General features: G+C 69.1%; 16 protein-coding genes and 1 pseudogene. 7 read left to right on the forward strand and 10 right to left on the reverse strand.

Translation table 11 applies throughout. The features are described from left to right. Positions 1-17: 17 nt before the first annotated feature. The 6 genes and pseudogenes from JI752_RS07565 to JI752_RS07590 all read left to right on the forward strand — a co-directional run bounded on the left by JI752_RS07565 (position 18) and on the right by JI752_RS07590 (position 4,147). On the forward strand, positions 18-1,118 hold the full coding sequence (locus tag JI752_RS07565) for a LacI family DNA-binding transcriptional regulator (RefSeq protein WP_216961454.1): 1,101 nt from the start codon (positions 18-20) through the stop codon (positions 1,116-1,118). Positions 1,119-1,368: 250 nt separating this feature from the next. Next, positions 1,369-2,214 carry a 5-dehydro-4-deoxy-D-glucuronate isomerase gene (kduI, locus tag JI752_RS07570; protein ID WP_216961457.1) on the forward strand — a complete coding sequence of 282 codons (846 nt, stop codon included), beginning with the start codon at positions 1,369-1,371 and terminating at the stop codon, positions 2,212-2,214. A gap of 175 nt (positions 2,215-2,389) precedes the next feature. Continuing rightward, a complete protein-coding gene (gene kduD, locus JI752_RS07575; RefSeq protein WP_216961459.1) occupies positions 2,390-3,145 on the forward strand; it encodes a 2-dehydro-3-deoxy-D-gluconate 5-dehydrogenase KduD in 756 nt (251 codons plus the stop codon). 109 nt (positions 3,146-3,254) lie between these two features. Continuing rightward, positions 3,255-3,644 (forward strand): annotated as a pseudogene (locus tag JI752_RS07580) (cupin domain-containing protein); the annotation flags it as partial. 145 nt (positions 3,645-3,789) lie between these two features. Further along, positions 3,790-3,975, forward strand: coding sequence for a hypothetical protein (locus JI752_RS07585; protein WP_216961465.1), 186 nt, complete (start codon positions 3,790-3,792; stop codon positions 3,973-3,975). Positions 3,976-3,988: 13 nt separating this feature from the next. After that, positions 3,989-4,147 (forward strand): hypothetical protein, encoded by a 159-nt coding sequence (locus JI752_RS07590; RefSeq protein ID WP_216961468.1) that lies wholly within the window; start codon positions 3,989-3,991, stop codon positions 4,145-4,147. Positions 4,148-4,161: 14 nt separating this feature from the next. Here JI752_RS07590 and JI752_RS07595 read toward each other — a convergent pair whose 3' ends face one another. The 10 genes from JI752_RS07595 to JI752_RS07640 all read right to left on the reverse strand — a co-directional run bounded on the left by JI752_RS07595 (position 4,162) and on the right by JI752_RS07640 (position 19,101). Then, complete coding sequence (locus JI752_RS07595) at positions 4,162-4,863, reverse strand: response regulator transcription factor (RefSeq protein WP_216961471.1); 702 nt, start codon at positions 4,861-4,863, stop codon at positions 4,162-4,164. A 13-nt stretch (positions 4,864-4,876) separates the two neighbouring features. Then, positions 4,877-7,513: a sensor histidine kinase KdpD gene (locus JI752_RS07600; protein ID WP_216961473.1), complete on the reverse strand. Its 2,637-nt coding sequence runs from the start codon at positions 7,511-7,513 to the stop codon at positions 4,877-4,879. A 251-nt stretch (positions 7,514-7,764) separates the two neighbouring features. Then, positions 7,765-8,385, reverse strand: coding sequence for a potassium-transporting ATPase subunit KdpC (gene kdpC, locus JI752_RS07605; protein WP_216961476.1), 621 nt, complete (start codon positions 8,383-8,385; stop codon positions 7,765-7,767). 81 nt (positions 8,386-8,466) lie between these two features. After that, positions 8,467-10,542 (reverse strand): potassium-transporting ATPase subunit KdpB, encoded by a 2,076-nt coding sequence (kdpB, locus tag JI752_RS07610; protein WP_216961479.1) that lies wholly within the window; start codon positions 10,540-10,542, stop codon positions 8,467-8,469. Positions 10,543-10,659: 117 nt separating this feature from the next. Continuing rightward, the gene (gene kdpA / locus JI752_RS07615) at positions 10,660-12,390 is read right to left on the reverse strand and encodes a potassium-transporting ATPase subunit KdpA (RefSeq protein WP_216961483.1); all 1,731 of its coding nucleotides are present in this window, start codon (positions 12,388-12,390) and stop codon (positions 10,660-10,662) included. A 150-nt stretch (positions 12,391-12,540) separates the two neighbouring features. Further along, positions 12,541-12,633, reverse strand: a complete 93-nt coding sequence (locus JI752_RS07620; protein ID WP_216961486.1) for a potassium-transporting ATPase subunit F — start codon at positions 12,631-12,633, stop codon at positions 12,541-12,543. 19 nt (positions 12,634-12,652) lie between these two features. Next, positions 12,653-13,378, reverse strand: coding sequence for a TorF family putative porin (locus JI752_RS07625; protein WP_216961489.1), 726 nt, complete (start codon positions 13,376-13,378; stop codon positions 12,653-12,655). 197 nt (positions 13,379-13,575) lie between these two features. Then, positions 13,576-16,119 carry a mechanosensitive ion channel domain-containing protein gene (locus tag JI752_RS07630; protein ID WP_216961493.1) on the reverse strand — a complete coding sequence of 848 codons (2,544 nt, stop codon included), beginning with the start codon at positions 16,117-16,119 and terminating at the stop codon, positions 13,576-13,578. A 107-nt stretch (positions 16,120-16,226) separates the two neighbouring features. Then, entirely contained in the window at positions 16,227-18,077 is a 1,851-nt protein-coding gene (locus tag JI752_RS07635; RefSeq protein ID WP_216961496.1) for a DUF885 domain-containing protein, read from the reverse strand. Between the two features lie 94 nt (positions 18,078-18,171). After that, on the reverse strand, positions 18,172-19,101 hold the full coding sequence (locus JI752_RS07640) for a LysR family transcriptional regulator (protein WP_216961498.1): 930 nt from the start codon (positions 19,099-19,101) through the stop codon (positions 18,172-18,174). A 127-nt stretch (positions 19,102-19,228) separates the two neighbouring features. Here JI752_RS07640 and JI752_RS07645 point away from each other — a divergent pair, with 127 nt between their 5' ends. Next, on the forward strand, positions 19,229-19,966 hold the full coding sequence (locus JI752_RS07645; protein WP_216961501.1) for an SDR family oxidoreductase: 738 nt from the start codon (positions 19,229-19,231) through the stop codon (positions 19,964-19,966). Positions 19,967-19,982: the final 16 nt, after the last annotated feature.

The following is a 19,982-nucleotide window of genomic DNA, read 5'->3' on the forward strand; positions in this document are numbered from 1 at the left end:
CGGCTAGAATTGCCGGCATGACCGAACCCGCGCCGCGCTCCCGCCGTTCCCGCTCCGCCACCTCGCCGCTGCCCGCGCCGGAGGACGTGACGCTGACGGGCAAGGCGACGATCAACGACATCGCGCGGCTCACCGGCGTGTCGAAGAAGACCGTCTCGCGCGTGATCAACAACTCGCCGCTGGTGCATCCGGAGACGCGCGAGAAAGTGCTCGCGCTGATGAAGCAGCTGGGCTACGTGCCCGACCCGCAGGCGCGCGGGCTGGCCTTCCGGCGCTCGTTCCTGATCGGGCTGGTGTACGACAACCCGACCGCGCAGTTCATCGTGAACATGCAGTACGGCGCGCTCGACGCGCTGCGCGATTCGGGTTACGAGCTGGTGGTGCACCCGTGCGATTCCTCCAAGGAGGATTACATCGAGAGCGTGCGCCGCTTCGCCCAGCAGCAGAAGCTGCACGGCGTGATCCTGATTCCGCGCGTGTCGGAGGACGAGCAGCTCGCCACGGCGTTGCGCGAAATCGGCGTGCGTTACGTGCGCATCGCCTCCATTCCGCTGGACCAGGCCGCGAGCATGGTCGTCACGCACGACCGCCAGGCCGGCACGGAAGCGGCGAATTACCTTGAATCCCTGGGCCATCGCATCATCGGCCTGATCACCGGCCCGCGCCGTTACCGTTCCACCGTCGAGCGCGGCGGCGGTTTCCTGGGCGGCCTGGACGCGCGCGGCATCGAGCTGTCGCCGGATTACATCTACGAAGGCGGCTACACGTTCGATTCGGGCGTGGCCGGTGCGGAGTACCTGCTCGCCAAATCGCCGCGCCCGACCGCCATCTTCGCCTGCAACGACGAAATGGCCGCCGGCGTGTACAAGGCGGCGATGCGGCGGGGGCTGTCGATTCCCGGCGATCTGTCGGTGGTCGGCTACGACGACAGCCCGCTGGCGTCGCAGCTGTGGCCGGCGCTGACCACGATCCACTCGCCGATCCGCGACCTGGGCCACATGGCCGCGCAGATGCTGCTGTCCGACGAACCGGCCGCATCGGCCGAGCCGCCCGCCGCGCCGCGCACCGTGACGCCGCACCTGGTCGTGCGCGATTCGAGTCAGCGGCCGAAGGTCTGAGCGCCCCCTCTCCCCTTGCGGGAGAGGGACAGGCCGCCGGAGGCGGCCAGGTTGAGGGGTAGGACCTCTTGTAAAGGCACGCGCTACGCGCGCCCCTCTTCGCCCTTTGGGCACCTTCTCCCGCAAGGGGAGAAGGGACAAACGTGCCATGGCCAACCCCTTTTGACACCGGTTACCAAAACCCGGCTATCATCGCCTCATGACCCCGCCAGGCGCCGTCCGCACTGGCCCGAACCACCGGAGAGGCCCGATGTTCCGCAAGACCTACCACGCCACCCACCCGGACATGATGGCCGGCGCCAGCAACGACCAGCTGCGCGAGCGCTACCTCATCGATGGCCTGTTCGTGCCGGGCCAGGTGGTCCTGAACTACTCGCACAACGAGCGCTTCGTGATCGGCGGCGCCGCGCCGACGACCGCGCCCGTCTCGCTGCCGCAGCAGACCGAGCCGGCCTCCGCCGCCGGCAAGCCGTTCCTGGAACGCCGCGAACTGGGCATCGTCAACGTCGGCACGGGCACGGGCTCGGTGACGGTCGACGGCACCGCTTACACGCTGGAGCCCAAGGACGGCCTTTACGTGCCGATGGGCAGCAGCGACGTGCAGTTCGCGTCGAACGACGCAGCCAATCCCGCCAAGTTCTACCTCGCGTCCACGCCGGCGCATGCGCGCTTCGAGGCCAAGCACATCTCCATCTCGCAGGCCGTGCCGCTGGAGCGCGGCGCGCTGGAGACGTCGAACGAGCGCACGATCTACCAGTACATCGTCCCGGCGACGGTGAAGAGCTGCCAGCTGCTGCTGGGCCTGACCATCCTCAAGCCGGGCAGCGTGTGGAACACGATGCCGCCGCACCTGCACGATCGCCGTTCGGAGGTCTATTTCTACTTCGACCTGGGCGACCAGCGCGTCATGCACTTCATGGGCGATCCGGCCGACATGCGCCACCTGGTCATCGCCAACGACGAGGCCGTGGTGTCGCCGCCGTGGTCCATCCACATGGGCTCGGGCACGAAGAACTACTGCTTCATCTGGGCCATGGGCGGCGAGAACCTGGACTACACCGACATGAACCAGCTGGACATCTGCCAGCTCAAGTGAACCCGCGTCATGCCCGCGAAAGCGGGCGTCCGTTCGTCCTGAGCGTAGGCGCACAGCGCCGAAGTCGAAGGATGAACGGAGCGGTGCCTGGCAGTCCTTCGACTTCGCTTCGCCACGCCCGGGACGAACATCGTCTTGCGCGCGATCATCCATTGCATTGAAAGGGGAAGTTTTCATGGCCAATCCGTTCAGTCTCCAAGGCAAGGTCGCGCTGGTCACCGGCGCCAACACCGGCCTGGGTCAGGGCATCGCGCTCGCACTGGCCGAAGCCGGCGCGGACATCGCCGCCGCCGGCATCGCGCCGCCGACCGAGACCGAAGCGAAGGTGCGCGCGCTCGGCCGCCGCTTCGTCGCCATCGAGGCGAACCTGTCGAGCCTGGAGCCGATCGACCGCGTCGTGCGCGAAACGGTCGAAGGCCTGGGCGGCCTGCACATCCTGGTCAACAACGCCGGTCTGATCCGCCGCGCCGACGCGGTGGATTTCACCGAGAAGGACTGGGACGACGTCATGAACGTCAACATCAAGGGCGCGTTCTTCATGGCGCAGGCGGCCGGCCGGCAGATGATCGCCAACGGCGGCGGCAAGATCGTCAACATCGCCTCGATGCTGTCGTTCCAGGGCGGCATCCGCGTGCCGTCGTACACCGCCAGCAAGAGCGGCATCGCCGGCATCACGCGGCTGCTCGCCAACGAGTGGGCCAGCAAGGGCATCAACGTCAACGCGATCGCCCCGGGTTACATGGCCACCGACAACACCGCGCAACTGCGCGCCGACGAACAGCGCAGCGCGGAGATCCTCGGGCGCATTCCGGCGGCTCGCTGGGGCACGCCGGCCGATCTGGGCGGTGCGGCGGTGTTTCTCGCTTCGCGCGCGTCGGATTACGTCAACGGCGCGATCCTGCCGGTGGATGGCGGCTGGCTGGCGCGGTGATGTGACGCCGTGAATCCTCCCCTGCTTGCAGGGGAGGAGCGAAGAGCAAGGGAGTGGAGTAAACGCCATGATCCGCATCGCCGCCTGCATCCTCCTGTCGACCGCCTGCGCCGCGACGCACGCCGCAGAACCGCGCCGCGACTCCTACGTCGAAAATGCCCGCGACGTCGCCGTGCAGCAACCCGGCCCGCACGAGGGCCAGGGCACGACCACCGCGTACCCGTTCTTCGAGGACGCGCAAGGTTTCGACATCGTCTTCCGCCAGCGCGCACTGCACAAAGGCGCGACCATCGGCGAGCACCGCAACGACAAGGACGAGATCTATTACGTGCTCTCCGGCCGCGGTGAACTGCTGCTCGACGGAACACGTCGCGAGGTCGCTGCCGGCGATGCGATCCTCACGCGCGACGGCAGCACGCACGCGCTGGCGCAGCGCGGTGAGGAAGACCTCGTCATCCTCGTCGTCTATCGCAAACGCACCGCACCCGCGAAGCCCTGAGTCGATCGCCTCGCGCGAAACCGTGCGTTCATGGTGAAGGCACCGTGACGCAATCACGTCGAACGCGTTAACGATGCACGCATTCGCCCGGCCTTAACCCGCGCCCCACGAGCATGCAGCCACACCACCGTGGAGGCCCAGGCCGATGGCGTCGAGCAAGCGCGAACTCATCTCCCCCAATGGCGACAAGCGCTACGTGCGTCGCGACGAGAAGGGACGTTTCAAGGAATCCGACGACGTCGGTCGATCCCTCTCGCAGGACCGCAAGCGCTCATCCGACACCACCGTACCGTCCGGACAGGGCGATCACGGCGACCAGAAACGACGCTGAGCGAAGCGGGCCGATGAACAGACGCCAGATCTTCTTCCTGATGGCGGCCATCCTCATCGTCGCCCTGGCCGGCTACCTGTACTTGCACAGCCGGCAGGCCGCGCCGTTGCAGGATGCGTCGCCGAACGCCACCGGTTCGCTCGGGAAAGCGCCGCTGCAGGCGTGGACGTAAGCGTCCGATCCGTCCTAGGCGATGAACTTCAGCCCGACACCCGGCTCGGTCGCGATGTAACGCGGCCGCGCCGCGTCGTCGTGCAGTTTGTGACGCAGCTTGCCGACCAGCACGCGCAGGTAATGTGTGTCTTCCTGGTGCGTCGGGCCCCACAGTTCGCGCAGGATCTGCGGCTGCGTCACCACGCGCCCGGCGTGCTGCACCAGAAGTGCGAGCAGTGCGTACTCCTTGCGCGCCAGCACCACTGCGGCACCGTCCAGGGTCACCTCGCGGCGGACGAGATCGATGTGCAGATGGCCGTCGTCGAATACCGGCGGCGCCTCGGCACTGGTCACACGCGTGCGCAGCAGCGCGCGCACGCGCGCCATCAGCTCCTGCGCGCCGAAGGGCTTGGTGACGTAGTCGTTCGCGCCGCCGTCGAGGCCGGCGACCTTCTCGGCTTCATGCGATCGAACGGTCAACAGGATCACCGGCACCGTCGACCACTGGCGCAGTTCGCGCAGCACCTGCTGGCCGTCGCGATCGGGCAGGCCGAGGTCGAGGATCACCAGATCCGCGCCATGCGCGGCCAAGGCCTCCAACCCGCCCTGCCCCGTCTCCGCCGTTTCCACCGCATAGCCCTGCGCGCGCAGGCTGATGTCGAGGAACCGGCGGATCTGCGGTTCGTCGTCGATCACCAGAATGCGCGGCGGCGTGGTGGCGGAAGGGTCGCTCATCGGTGCGTTGCGTTCACGGCTCCAGGCGGGGCAGCGTAATCCGGATGGTCGTGCCGCGGCCACCCGGCCCCGGCAGCGCCTCCACGCTGCCGCCGTGCGCGCCGATCATGCCCTGCGTGATCGCCAGCCCCAGGCCCGTGCCCTGCCGCCCGCGGTCGCCGCGCTCCACGCTGTAGAACATGTCGAAGATGCGCCGGCGTTCGTCCTCGGGAATGCCCGGGCCGCGGTCGCGCACGTCGATGCGCAGCGCGCCGTCGACGTCGCGCGCCTCCACTTCGACCGCTTCGCCGGCCGGCGAGAACTTCGCCGCGTTCTCCAGCACGTTGAACAGCGCTTGTTCGACCAGCGCCGGATGCACCCAGATCGGCGCCATGTCCGGCTGCACCGCTACCTCGAAACGCGCCTGCGGCTCGTAACGCGACAGGCGCGTCACCGCCGAGCCGATCAGCTCGTCCACGCCGATCCAGTCGCGATTGAGCGTGAGGCCGCCGTGGCCCAGGCGCGTCATGTCGAGCAGGTTCTGGATGTAGCGGTCCAGCCGCTCGCCCTCGATGCGGATGGTGTCGAGCAGGCTGCGCCGGTCCTGCGGGCCCATCGCGTCGCCGTAATGGTCCAGGCTGCTGGCCGAACCGATGATCGAAGCCAGCGGCGAGCGAAGGTCGTGCGACACCGACGACAGCAACGCCGAACGCAATCGCTCGGTCTCGCTGCCCACGCGCGCGTCTTCCAGGTCGGCGACCAGGCGCGTGCGCACCAGGGCCTGCGCGATGTCTTCGGCCATCGCCTCGGCGAGGCGGCGTTGCTCCGCGCCCAGACGCGTGCCGTCGGGCAGACGCAGGCCGACCACGCCGGTCTCACGCTCACCCAGCGCCAACGGCAGGAACCACCAGTCCGAGCCGGCCAGCGTGTCGGTGAAATGGCCGGAAGCCTGGCGATGACGCATCGCCCAGTCGGCCGCGGCGCGGTCCTTTTCGTCGAGCACTTCGAAGTGCAGCGACTGCGCACCGGCATGCAGCACGACGTCCGCGTCCAGCGCACGACGCAACGCATCGCGGCCGGCATGCAGCACCTGGCCCAGGTCGGCCGCGGTGGACAGTTGCCGGCCCAGCGTCTGCAACGCCGTCGCCTGCGCGTTGGCGGCGCGCAGCGCGAGCACCTGCATGCGCAGCTTCGACGCGAGCCTGCCCGCCACCAGCGCGGCGATCAGGAACAGCACGACGGTGATCGCACCCTGCCGCGCGCCGATCATCAGCGTGAAGCGCGGTTCGATGAAAAAGAAGTTGTAGGCGAAGAAGCACAGCACCGCGGCGATCACCGCCGCCGTCATGCGCGTGCGCGCGGCGACCAGCACGACGGCGACGATGAAGATCAGCGACAGGTCGTCCAGTCCGATCCAGCGTTCGGCGAACCACGCCAGCGCGGTCGCCGCTGCCGCGGAAAACACCGCCAGCGCCGCATCGCTGCGCGTGAGCAGGCTGCCCGTGCCGCGCCAGGAGCGGCGCGCGCGGGCGCGCGCCTCCGGCGTGCTGACGATGGTCAGCTCGTAATGCGCGCCGCGCTGGATCAACTGCTGCGTCAACGTGCGGTTGAACATGCGCGCGACCGGCCGCTCGCGCGTGCGGCCGAGCACGATCGCGCTGGCGCCCGAGCGCGCGCCGTGGTCCAGCAACGCATCGACGATGTTGTTCCCGTGCAGCACCAGCGCATCGCCGCCGAGGCGCCGGGCCAATGCGAACGCGCGGTCGAGTTCGCGCTGTCGCGCGTCGTCCGTGGCCTGGCTGCCCTGCACGGTGACGACCGTCCACGGCGCATCGCGGCGTTCGGCCAGGCGGCGCGCCACGCGCACGAGGTACTCCGACTGCCCGCGCCCGTCGATCGCCACCATCACGCCGCGCCGCAGCGGCACACCGGGCAATCCGCGCGCGGCCTGCGCCTCGCGCAGATCGCTGTCGACGCGGTCGGCGGCGGTCTGCATCGCCAGCTCGCGCAGCGCGGTGAGGTTGCTCGGCGAGAAGAACGCCTGCAGCGCCTGCGCCGCCTGCTCCGGCACGTAGACCTTGCCCTGCTGCAGACGCTCGATCAGCTCGCGCGGCGGCAGGTCGACCAGCACGATGTCGCGCAGCCGGTCGAACACGGCGTCCGGCACGGTCTCGCTCACCCGTATGCCGGTGATGCGGTGGACGACGTCGTTGAGGCTTTCCAGGTGCTGGATGTTGATCGTGGTGTAGACGTCGATGCCGGCGTCGAGCAGTTCCACCACGTCCTGCCAGCGGCGTTCGTGGCGACTGCCGGGCACATTGCGGTGCGCCAGTTCGTCCACCAGCGCCAGCGCCGGCTTGCGCGCGAGCAGTGCGTCGAGGTCGAGTTCCTCCAGCGCGCGTCCGAGGTACTCCACGCGCCTGCGCGGCTGCAGCTCCAGTCCGTCGAGCAGCGCCGCGGTCTCGCCGCGACCGTGCGTTTCGACGATGCCGACGACCACGTCGAGGCCGCGCCGCTGCAACTCGCGCGCACGGGCGAGCATGGTGTAGGTCTTGCCGACGCCCGGCGCCGCGCCGAGGAAAATCGTCAGCCGCCCCGCGCCTTCGCGCCGGAGTTCGCCGATAAGGGCGTCGGCCTGCTGCTCGCGTCGGGCGTCGTGGGAATCGGTCATGCGGGCATTGTGCTGGATGGTGGCTGCGGTTGCGTCGCTCGGCATACGGAGTAGGTGCCTGCGTTCTGGACTGGGCGTTCGGCGCGCTCGGCCCGACCTCCGCGCCGGCCTGTACCGTTCGTCCTGAGCGTAGCGAAGCGGAGTCGAAGGACGGGCGGGCGGCAGCGCTCCAGGCCCGTCCATCCTTCGACTTCGCGGCTTCGCCGCTACGCTCAGGACGAACGGGGTGAGATTGCGCGATCCGCCACGCCTCAGCGTGCGCGATCCAGCGCCACATTCAACTCCAGCACGTTCACCCGCGGCCGCCCGAGCACGCCGAACGTCGCCGGCTCCGTATGCCCGGCGACCAGCGCGTTCACCTGCGCCTCGCTCAGCCCGCGCGCCTTCGCCACGCGGGCGATCTGCACGCGCACGCCTTCGGGCGACAGGTGCGGGTCCATGCCGCCGCCGGACATCGTGACCAGCTCGGCGGGCACCTGCGCGGGTGCGATGCCTTCGCGCTGCGCGACCTGCTGGCGCAGTTCGTCCATGCGCTTGCGCAGGTCCGGATTGCTGCGCGCCAGGTTGCTGCCGGCGGCGGCCATCGGGTCGTAGTTGCCGGCCGATGGGCGCGGCTGGAAATAGCGCGCATCGACGAACGGCTGCGCGACCAGCGCCGAGCCGCGCGGCGTGCCGTCGACTTCGACCATGCTGCCGGTGGCCTGGTGCGGAAACAGCACGCGCCCGAGGCCCGCGCCCGCGAGCGAATACAGGAAGCCGAAGCCGGCCAGGATGACGACGGCGAAGCCGACGCTGGCGCGCAGCGTGGAGCGGTCGTCGATGGTGCGGGCGCGCGAGTCGTGTGAAGCGGATTCAGCGATTGCGTGATTCATTTGGAGTCCTTCGAGCGGTTGGCGGGTTCGGGCGCGGCCCTCGCCCCAACCCCTCTCCCGCAGGCGGGAGAGGGGCTTTCATCACAGGCCGAGCGCGACCAGCGCCATGTCGATCAGCTTGATGCCGGCGAACGGCAGCAGCACGCCGCCCACGCCGTACATCAGCATGTTCCGGCGCAGCAGCGCGACTGCGCTGGCCGGTCTGAAGCGCACGCCCTTCAGCGCGAGCGGGATCAGCGCCGGGATGATGATCGCGTTGAACACCAGCGCCGCCAGCACGGCGTTGCGCGGGCTCGACAGCGCCATGACGTTGAGCGCCGCCATCTGCGGGATCGCCGCGGCGAACAGCGCCGGCAGGATCGCGAAGTACTTCGACACGTCGTTGGCGAGCGAGAACGTGGTCAGCGCGCCGCGCGTGATCAGCTGCTGCTTGCCCACTTCCACCACGGCGAGCAGCTTGGCCGGATCGCTGTCGAGGTCGACCATGTTGCCGGCTTCCTTCGCCGCCTGCGTGCCGGAGTTCATCGCCAGGCCGACGTCGGCCTGCGCCAGCGCGGGCGCGTCGTTGGTGCCGTCACCGACCATCGCGATCAGGCGTCCGCCGGCCTGCTCGGCGCGAATGCGGGCCAGCTTGTCTTCCGGCCGCGCTTCGGCGATGTAGTCGTCCACGCCGGCTTCCGCGGCGATCGCGGCGGCGGTGAGCGGGTTGTCGCCGGTGATCATCACGGTGCGGATGCCCATCGCGCGCAGTCGCGCGAAACGTTCCTTGACGCCGTGCTTCACCACGTCCGACAGCTCGATCACGCCGAGCACGTGCCGGCCTTCGCTCACCACCAGCGGCGTGGCGCCGCCGCGCGCGACCTGTTCGATGCGACCGCGCAGCTCCGCCGGCACACTGCCGCCAAGCGCCTTGACGTGGCGTTCGATCGCATCGCCCGCGCCCTTGCGGATCGTGCGCGGCGCACCGTCCTCGCCGTCGAGCAGGTCCACGCCCGACATGCGCGTCTGCGCGGTGAACTGCACGTAGTGGGCGCGCTCCGGATCCTGCATCGGTGCGCCCTGCTCGCGCGCCAGCTTGACGATCGACTTGCCTTCGGGCGTCGGGTCGGCCAGCGAGGACAGCAGTGCGGCGTTGCGAAGCTGTTCGGCGTCGATGCCGGCAAGCGGGTGGAACGCCGTCGCCTGTCGATCGCCGTGCGTGATCGTGCCGGTCTTGTCGAGCAGCAGCACGTCGACGTCGCCAGCCACTTCCACCGCCTTGCCCGACTTCGCCAGTACATTGGCGGCCAGCGCGCGGTTCATGCCGGCGATGCCGATGGCCGGCAGCAGGCCGCCGATGGTGGTCGGGATCAGACACACCAGCAGCGCGATGAGCAGCAGCGGATCGAGCGTGGCGTTGACGAAGCCCGCCAGCGCCGGCAGCGTCGCCACCACGATCAGGAACGTCAGCGTCATCGCCGCCAGCAGCATGGTCAGCGCGATCTCGTTCGGCGTCTTCTGGCGATTGGCGCCTTCCACCAGCGCGATCATGCGGTCCAGGAAGCTCTGGCCCGGTTCGGCGCTGACCTGCACGACGATTTCATCCGACAGCACCTTGGTGCCGCCGATCACGCCGGAACGGTCGGTGCCGGCCTCGCGCAGCACCGGCGCGGATTCGCCGGTGACGGCGGCCTCGTTGATGGTCGCCACGCCTTCGACGATCTCGCCATCGGCGGGAATGAACTCACCGGCGGAGACGATCACGTGATCGCCCGGCTTCAACGTGGCGGCGGCGACGCGCGACTCGCCGCCCACGCGGGTTCGACCGTTGAGGCGGCGCGCGATCAGGTCGCGCCGTGCCGCGCGCAGCGAAGCCGCCTGGCCGCGACCGCGCGCTTCGGCGATGGCCTCGGCGAAGTTGGCGAACAGCACCGTCACGAACAGGATCAGCGTGACGGCGATTCCGAAGGCGCGGCCTCCGGAAAGCGCATCGCCCGGCGTCACCGCCGTGATCAGCGCCGACAACAGCGTGCCGAGCAGCACGATGGCGATGATCGGGCTCTTCAGCGCCTGGCGCGGGGCCAGCTTGCGGAAGGCGTCGAGCATCGCGGCGCGCAGAACGGCCGCGTCGAACATCGCCGCCTGCCTGCGCGCGGTGCCGAGATGGGATTGGGTCATGTCGTTCATCGTTTCGTTTCCGTCTTCGTCATTCCCGCGAAAGCGGGAATCGAGTGCCTTCGTGCGGTGCGGGGAACGTCGCTGGATCCCCGCGTTCGCGGGGATGACGACCAAGGGTCATTGCGCCGCGAGCGTCAGGTGGTCCGCGATCGGCCCCAGCACCAGCGCCGGGGTGAACTGCAGCACCGTGAGGATCACCACCACCGCCACCAGGGTGAGCGCGAACGTCGGTGTTTCGACGTGCAGCGTGCCGCTGCTTTCCGGTGCGACGCGCTTGCGGGCGAGCAGGCCGGCGACGGCCAGCGGCACGATCAGCGCCGGGAATCGGCCGAGCGCGAGCACCACTGCGCAGCTGAGGTTCCACCAGTACGTCGCATCGCCCAGACCCTCGAACCCCGAGCCATTGTTGGCGAACGCCGAGGTGTACTCGTAGAACACCTGGCCGATGCCGTGGAAGGACGGATTGGAGTTGCCCGTGATCGACGGGATCGCCAGCGTGACCGCGCTGAAGCCCAGCACGACCAACGGTTGCAGCAGGATGAGCAGCGCGAGCAGGCGCACTTCCGGCGCTTCGAGCTTGCGGCCGAACAGTTCGGGCGTGCGGCCCGTCATCAGACCGGCGAGGAACACGCTCAGCAGCAGGTAGACGAGGAACTGCTGCAATCCGCAGCCGATGCCGCCCCAGATCGCGTTGATCAGCATGTTGACCATCGCCACGCCACCGGTGAGCGGCGCGAGCGAGTCGTGCATCGCGTTCACCGAACCGTTGTTGACCTGCGTGGTCAGGCCCGACCACAGCGCGGAGGATTCCACGCCCAGGCGCACTTCCTTGCCTTCCATCACCGCCGGATCGCTCGTCGTGGACGAGTACGCTTCCGACCACATCGACATTCCGGTGGACGCCACCGACATCAGCAGCATCGTGCCGAACACCATCGCGGTGAGGCGACGGCGTCCGACCAGCGGGCCGACCATGAAGGTGATCGCGATCGGGATCAGGACGATGCCGAGCATCTCGATGAAGTTGGACAGCGGCGTCGGGTTCTCCAGCGCGACCGCGCTGTTGGGGCCGTACCAGCCGCCACCGTTGGAACCCAGCTGCTTGGCCGCGACCATCGGCGACACGGGGCCGAGCGGGATCTTCTGTTCCTTCATTTCCGCGCTGGCGTCGATCGGCGCGACGGTCGGGCCGCTTTCCAGCGTCGAAGGCACGCCTTGCCAGGTCAGCAGCGCCGACCACAGCAGGCACAGCGGCAGCATGAAGCGCAGCGTGGCGCGGGTGACGTCGGCCCAGTAGTTGCCGAGGTCGCGGTCGGTGTCGGAGGCGCTCACGGCCGCAGGCGATGCTGACGCATCGCCAAGGCGCGCGGCCGTTCGCCCACCAAACAAGCCTCTCAGCGTCGCCACCGCGACCGCCAGCCCCATCATCGGCGTCACCACCTGTAGGCCGACGATGCCGACCATCTGCGAGAGATAGCTCAGCTGCGCCTGGCCGGAGTAGTGCTGCTGGTTGGTGTTGGTGAGGAAGGACACCATGGTGTGCAGCGCCGTGTCCCAGCGCATGTTCGCGATGCCGTCGGGATTGAGCGGCAACCACGCCTGGGTCATGAACTGCACCCACACCACCAGCCCGACGACGAGGTTGCTCAGCGCGAATGCCTTCGCATAGCCGCGCCAGGTCATGCCGCGCGCGGGGTCGGTGCCGAGCAGTTTGTAGATCGCGCGCTCCACGGGACCGAACACCGCGTCCAGCGGTGAACGATCGCCGCGCATCACGCGCGCGAGGTAGAGGCCCAGTGGCCATCCCAGCAGGATGGCGAGCAGCAGTACGAGAAGAAATTCGGTCATGGGAACAGTCCCGTGGTGTTGCCCCCTCCCCTGCTTGCAGGGGAGGGTTGGGGAGGGGTTGCGAAGCCGCAACGCGGCGAGCTCGGACGCTGACGCGCCCTCACTACCCCCTCCCAACCTCCCCCTGCAGGCAGGGGGAGGAGCAGGTGATTAGAAGTCTTCGGGGCGAAGAATCACGTACAGCAGATACGCAGCGGCCATCACCACCGCGATGCTGCAGACGAAGGCAAGCCAGCCGGGCATGTCGGTGTCTCCGGTGAGATCAGAAGGAGGCCTGGATCGCCGCTTCGATGCGGCTTCCGGCGAAGTCGTCGCCAAAGATCCGCTTGGCGCCCGAATCGGTTCCGTGTGCGGTCACGCGCAATTCCAGCGGTGCCTTGACCGCCCAGATCGCGCTGAGCTGGCCGTGCGCGTAGCGCTCGTCGTACACGTCGTCGAGGAAGTAGTAGCCGGCAGCGGCTTCGAAACGCAGCGTGTCGTTGACGGGGAAGCGCGCACCGAGCTGCGTGTAGGTGCCGCTTTCCTCGCTACCGAGCGCTTCCGGCGACCAGCCAACCGACAGCCAGTAGTTGCCCGCGTAGGTCAGCGTGCCGTTGAGCTCGGTCCAGTTGAGGTCGACCGTGGTCGAGGGGTACTGGTAGCGCAGCACGTTCACGTCGACGGCCCAGTCCGGCGCGATCTCGCCGGCCCAGCCGACGGTGAAATCCAGTTCGCTGCTCGCGTGGGTGTCCGGCGCGAACTCGACGTTGGAGCCCCACACCGAGCCATAGAAGCCGGAATCGCCGGCCAGCTTGAAGCCCGCCTGCACGGCGGCGTCGCCCTGGGTCTGGGTGGTGCCGCGCCACACGTAGTCGCTGGTGAGCGCCGCGTTGCCGCTCAGCTGCGCCGCCTGCGCGGTCGCGCCCAGCGACATCGCGCCGACGATGGCGAACGCGGCAAACGGCAAGTACGCGCGCAATTCCTGCGCGCGGAAGATCGCGTGTTTCATAACCCTGCTTGGTATCGACGAGGCCATCCGGCCACGGCGCAAATTTTCGGCAGCAGGGGCGTAAAGCCTCTATTCGCGGGGCCGGCGGGGGCGTAAAGCGCGCGTAAACTCCGCGGGTTGCCCACCGGCATCCATGCGGTGACGCGAGGGAGGCATGCATTCCCGCCTTCACGGGAATGACCGTCATCGGGCTGCGTCTAGCCCGGCGGGTGATCCGCCCCGTCACCGTCCGCATCCGCGCGCCTGGCCGCTTCTGCGCGCGGCCCCAACCGCTCGCCCGCCTGCTGCGACACCGATCGCAGGTGCACGTCCTGCTGCGGGAACGGCAGCTCGATGCCGGCCTTGTTCAACGCGATGAACATGCGCGTGACCATGTCGCTGCGGATGTTGGCCGAGTTGTCGTAATCGTACGTCCAGGCGCGGATGCTGAAATTCAGCGCACTCGCACCGAAGCCGGTGAACAGCACCGCCGGCTCCGGATTGGAAACGATGCCCGGCGTCTGCAGGATGGTGTGCGTCAGCACCGAGGTGACCTGCGCCGGGTCGGAGCCGTAGCCCACGCCGATGTCCACGTCGAGCCGGCGATTGCGGTCCAGCAGTGTCCAGTTGGTCAGCTTCTCCGACAGCAGCGTGCCGTTGGGGACGACCACGTCGGCGCCGTCGAAGGTCTTGATGGTGGTGGCACGCATGCCGATCTCGCGCACGCGGCCGGACGTGCCGGTGATGTCCACCACGTCGCCGGGCTGGATCGGCCGCTCGAACATCAGGATCAGGCCCGAGACGAAATTGTTGACCACGTTCTGCAGGCCGAAACCGATGCCCACGCCCAGCGCGCCGAAGATGAAGGCCAGCTGCGTCATCTTGAAGCCCGCGGCGGACAGCGCGACCAGCACGCCCAGCAGCAGCACTGCGTAATACGTGAGCGATGCCACCGAATTGCCCACGCCGCGCGGCAGCGACATGCGCGTGAGCACGGCCTCCTGCAACAGGTAGCGCGTGGTCTTGGCCGCCCAGAACGCCACGTACACCGACACCATGAACACCAGCACGTGGCCGAGGCTGATGGAGAGCTCGCCGAGCTGGAAAGCGTGCGTGAGGATCGACTCGGCGAAGGCGTACAGCGGCCGGAAGATGCGGAACCGGTTCGTCGTGAAGACGACCCAGCCGATCACCGCGACGAACGTGAGCAGGCGCACGGTCAGCGTCAGCAGCGGCGTGGCGTGGTCGCGCACGATCTGCGAACGCGCATCGCCGCCGCGCGCGAACAACAGTTGCAGCAGGGCCACCGCCACGGTCATGCCGGCGTACAGCACCAGGCCGAAGTAGCCGCTGTCGATCACGCCGCTGTTGAGCATCTCGGCCATCGAGACGTTGCCGATGACGTTGGAGACGATCGACGCCGCCAGCAGCAGCACGCTCACCCAGGCCGCGACGTGCACGGCGCGGCCGATGCGCCCTTCCAGTCCGGAATGCTCCATCGCGCGCGCGCGCCACAGCAGCCACAGCGTCATCGTCAGCGCCAGCGTCGCCAGCACCAGGTGATACCAGCGATACACCAGCGAGTTGGAGAGAAAGAAGAAGCTCAACCGCTCCAGCAGGTACAGCGCAGTGGCGACATACGGCCAGCGACCGAGCAGCCGCGTGCTCTGCGGCGGCAGCAACCGCAGCACCGGCACCAGCGCGACCAGCATGGCGAACTGGTGCAGCAGCAGCGGCGCGTCGGGCTCGAAGGCCAGCACGCCCATCATCGACAGCAGCAGCCACGACGATATGGGACGTCGCAACACGCGCGTGGTGGCGTCCGTATCGACCGTCGGCGCCGCCGATGCATCGGGCGCATCTGCCGTATCGGGTGCAACCGCCGCCGCGCGACGCGTGCGCAGCGCCAGCCACAGCAGCACGGGCAGCAGCAGCAACTGCAGGATGTGCAGGAAGCGCTGGTTGCCGAAGTCCGCCGCGCCGTACTCGGCCATGAAGCGCGCTTCGATGCCGATGCCGTTGGTGATGGAGGTCATCGCGTCGCCTTCGTCGCTGGCGCGCGGCGCGGCCGCCCACAGCGGCTGGGCGTCGAACCGGATCAGGCGGCTGTCGATGAACTCGATCGCATCGGCCACGGCACGCAGGCCGGCCTGGATGCGCGCATCGATGAGGTTGGCGCGGCGCCCGAGCGCGATCTGCCGCGCCAGTGGCGTGGACAGCGACTGCTCGGCCGCCTTCAGCTGCGCCACCAGCGCGTCGACACGATTGGCCAACGCCGCGGGCATGTTGCCGGCGCGCGCGGCGACCTGCGTGGCCTCCCAGTCGGCGCGACGCTGCGCAAGCTGCGCGGCGTCCATCGCGTACGGCTGCGTGGCGCGGCGCATGTCGTCCTGCCAGCGCGCGAAGCGGCGGGCGTCGAATTTCCAGTGGCGCTCGAAACTCTCCAGCCGCATCACCGGCAGCGCGCGCAGCTGGGAGGCGCGGAACAGCTTGGCCTTCTCGTCCACGGACTTGGCGATGGCGTCCAGGCGCGGCGACAGCTGGTCGGTGGGATCGACCTCGCGCGCACGCAGGATCACCGATTCGGCGAAACGCTCGTCGGCATCGGCGCGCAGCGGGATGTCGGCCACCGGGATCGCCGCCGGGGCCTTCGGCGCACTGGCCGTGATGTCCGGGAGCGCGGTCTTCTCCTGCGCGAACGCGGGCGCCGCGGCCATCGTCAGCCACAGCAGTGCGCACAGCCAGCGCGTGATTCCTCGCATCGTGCCTCCGGCGACGTCTGGGCGGAGTCTAGGCGAAATGGCCGTGGCAGGCGGTGCACGACGTGAGGACCGCGCCTGCCGCACCCCGGACGCGGTCGTGACCCACCTCAGCGGGCCTTCGCGACGGTGCCGCGCTGCGTGCGTATCCAGTCGTCCACCGAGGCCTCCAGCACCGCCAACGGCATGGCGCCGTTGCCGAGCACGAGGTCGTGGAAGGCACGGATGTCGAAGCGTTCGCCCAGCGCGGTGCGCGCACGTTCGCGCAGTTCGACGAACTTGAGGTGGCCGATCTTGTACGAACACGCCTGGCCGGGCTGCACCAGGTAGCGGTAGACCTCGATGCGCACTTCGTCCAGGGGCATGCCGGTGTGTTCGTGCATGTAGGCGATGGCCTGCTCCGGCGTCCAGCGCTTGCGGTGCAGGCCCGTGTCCACGACCAGACGCACGGAGCGGAACAGCTCGGCGCGCAGCCGGCCCAGGTCGCCCCACGGGTCGTCGCGGTACAGCCCCATCTCGGAGGCGAGTTGTTCGGCATACAGCGCCCAGCCCTCGCTGAAGGCGCTGGGATTGAGGCTGCGGCGCAGCATCGGCAGGTCGGTCAGCGTCTGCCCGATCGCGATCTGGAAATGATGACCGGGCGAGCCCTCGTGGTAGGTCAGCGTCGGCAGGCTCCAGCGCGTATTCGCTTCCAGGTTGCCCAGGTTGATGAAGTAGATGCCCGGGCGCGATCCGTCCATCGCCGGCTGCACGTAGTACGCGCCGGGCGCGGTGGCCTGCGATTCCTTCGGTACCGGGCGCACGTCCAGCGGTTGCGGCGGCGTGCGGCCGAAGTAGTCCGGAATGTGCGGCGTGAGCGCCGCGAGCGTGCGCTTGATGTCGCCCACCAGCTCGGCCCGGCCCGCGTCGGTATCGGCGTACTGGAAGCGCGGGTCCTTCACCAGCGCGGACATGCGTTCGCCGACGCTGCCGGTGCGCCGATCCTGCGCGACCAGCAGCGCGTCCATCGCCTTCTCGATGCGCGCCACTTCGTCCACGCCGATGCGGTGGATCGCATCGGCGCCCAGATCGGTGCTGGTGTTCCAGCGCAACGCTGCGTCGTAGTACGCATCGCCGCCGGGCAGCGCCCACATCCCGCGACTGCCGGGCTTGCGCGCGATTTCCTCGTCCAGTCGCGCCAGCAGGCGCGCATAGGCGGGATTGGCGTCCTCGCGCACGGCCCGAGCCGCCTGCGCGAGCAGTGCCTCGCGCTGCTGCGCCGTGAAGGCGCCCACCTTGTCGAGCTTGCGCCGGAACGATTGCACCAGCGGGCTCGATGCCGGATCGGGCTGCGTCAGCGCGCGGATCTGCGAGGCCGCGCCTTCCATCGCCACCTGCGGCGGCAGCACGCCGTGCCTGGCCTGCAGGTCGAAGTTCGCGCGCACCTGGTCGATCTTCGTCGCCACCGCATGCAGGCGGGAGATGTACGCGCGCGCGCTGGCTTCGTCGCGCACGGCGTGCTGGTTTTCGAGGAACGCGGGCAGTTGCACCGGCACGCTGAACAACTGGTCCACCGCATACGTCGACGCGCCCACGGGCAGCCACGCCGGCGCCCAGTCGGGTTGCATCAGTTCGATCTGGCGCTGGTAGAACCACACCGCCAGCCCGTGGCTCCAGCGATCCTGCCCGGTGAGGCGGCTGGCATCGATGCGTTCGAGCGCGTCGAGATTGCCCTGCATCTGCGCACGCAGTTCGGCGCGGCGCGGCAGCGAGACGTCGGTGAGTTGCCCGGACAGGTCGATGCCGTCGCCGGACAGGCCCAGCAACGTGCGCAGTTCGGGATCGTGACGCACCGATTGCATCGTCTGCGCGTCGATCAGCGCACCGACACCGGCCGGTGGCGTGTCCGCGCTCGCGACATGGACGGACAGGGCGAGACTCAACGCGGCGCTCAACAGCAGCGCTTGGGACGCAAGACGCATGGGCACTCCGGGGAAGGGAAGATCGGCGCGAGCGGACGCATCCGCGCAGGCGCGCCATCGTGGGCGCAGGCGGCGCGGCCGTCGAGTGTAGCGGTCACGTTCCGTGGTGCGACCCGTCGATCTCCTGCGTCGATGCGGTGCGCGCGGCGAACTCGCGCGCCGCCCAGTCCAGGAACACGCGCACGCGCGGCGACAGCTGCCGCGTGCGCGAATACAGCAGCGACACCGGCACCGACGGCGGCGGCATGCGCGGCAGCAACTCCACCAGCGCACCGCGGCGCAGGTCGTCCTCGACATGGAAGCGCGGCACCTGCGCCAAGCCGAGGCCGAGGCGGATGCCGGCCAGGTAACTCTCCGTGCCCGTCACCGAGAACGTGCTGGGCAGCGACACGGCCTGCAGCTGTCCGTCGACCATGAACTCCAGCGGCGTCACCGCGCCGGTGGTGATCGAACGGATGCCGACGACGCGGTGGCCGTCGAGGTCGTCCAGACTCGCGGGCGTGCCGTGGCGTGCCAGGTACTGCGGCGTGGCGCAGGTGAGGCGATCGAGCATCGCGACCTGCCGCGCAACCAGTTCGCTGTCGCGCAGGCGTCCCCAGCGCAGCGCGCAGTCCACGCCCTCCTGCACCAGATCGACCCAGCGGTCGCTCTCGCTCATCGACAGTTCGATGTCCGGGTAGCGCTCGAAGAACGCCGGCAATGCAGGCACCAGGAAATGACGCGCGATGGTGCCCTGCACTTCCACGCGCAGCAGGCCCTTGGGACGGGCGCCGAGGAAGGCGCCGTCGGCATCCTCGATGTCGCCCAGGATCCCCAGGCACCGGTGGTAGTAGGCCTCGCCGTCCAGCGTCGGCCGCACCACGCGCGTGGTCCGTTGCAGCAGGCGCGTGCCAAGGCGGGTTTCGAGGTCGCGGATCACCGTGGTGCAGGTGGAGCGCGGCACCTCCATGTCGTGCGCGGCCTGGGTGAAGCTGCGCCGCTCCACCACGCGGACGAACAGGCGCATCGCGTCGAAACGGTCCACGGCGGGCCTCCGATTGTTCGAATTGATTGAACAGTCAGGCCAATCCTAGCCCGATTATCTCCGAACGACGGAGTTCCAGACTGTGCCCACGCCGCCGATCTCGGCCGGCGCCAGACCCGGAGCCCCCATGAACACCCCGACCCGAACCGCCCTCGTCACCGGTGCCTCGCGCGGCATCGGCGCCGCCATCGCCCGCCGCCTTGCGGCGGACGGCTTCACCGTCGTCGTCAATTACGCCGGCGCCTCCGCCGACGCCGACGCCCTCGTGGCGGAGATCGAACAGGCCGGCGGCCGCGCCGTCGCCGCGCAGGCCGACGTCTCCGATGCCGCCGCCGTCGCCCGCCTGTTCGACAACGCTCAGGCCGCGTTCGGTGGCGTGGACGTGCTGGTCAACAACGCCGGCATCATGCGCCTGGCGACGCTGGCCGAAAGCGACGACGCGCTGTTCGACAGCCAGGTCGCGATCAACCTCAAGGGCACGTTCAACACGCTGCGCGAAGCCGCGCGCCGACTGCGCGACGGCGGCCGCATCGTGAACCTGTCCAGCAGCGTGGTCGGCCTCACGCCGCCGACGTATGCCGTCTACGCCGCGACCAAGGCCGCGGTGGAAACGATGACGCAGATCCTCAGCAAGGAACTGCGCGGCCGCAACATCACCGTCAATGCCGTCGCGCCCGGCCCGACTGCGACGCGGCTGTTCCTGGACGGCAAGCCGCAAGACGTCATCGAGCGCCTGGCCAAGCAGGCGCCGCTGGAGCGCCTGGGCCAGCCGGAGGACATCGCCGCCACGGTCGCCTTCCTCGCCGGCCCCGACGGCGGCTGGATCAACGGCCAGGTGCTGCGCGCCAACGGCGGCATCGTCTGATGTCACTTTCACGCGC

The sequence above is a fragment of the Lysobacter sp. MMG2 genome (assembly GCF_016735495.2).
In the GTDB taxonomy this organism is placed as follows: Bacteria; Pseudomonadota; Gammaproteobacteria; order Xanthomonadales; family Xanthomonadaceae; genus Lysobacter_J.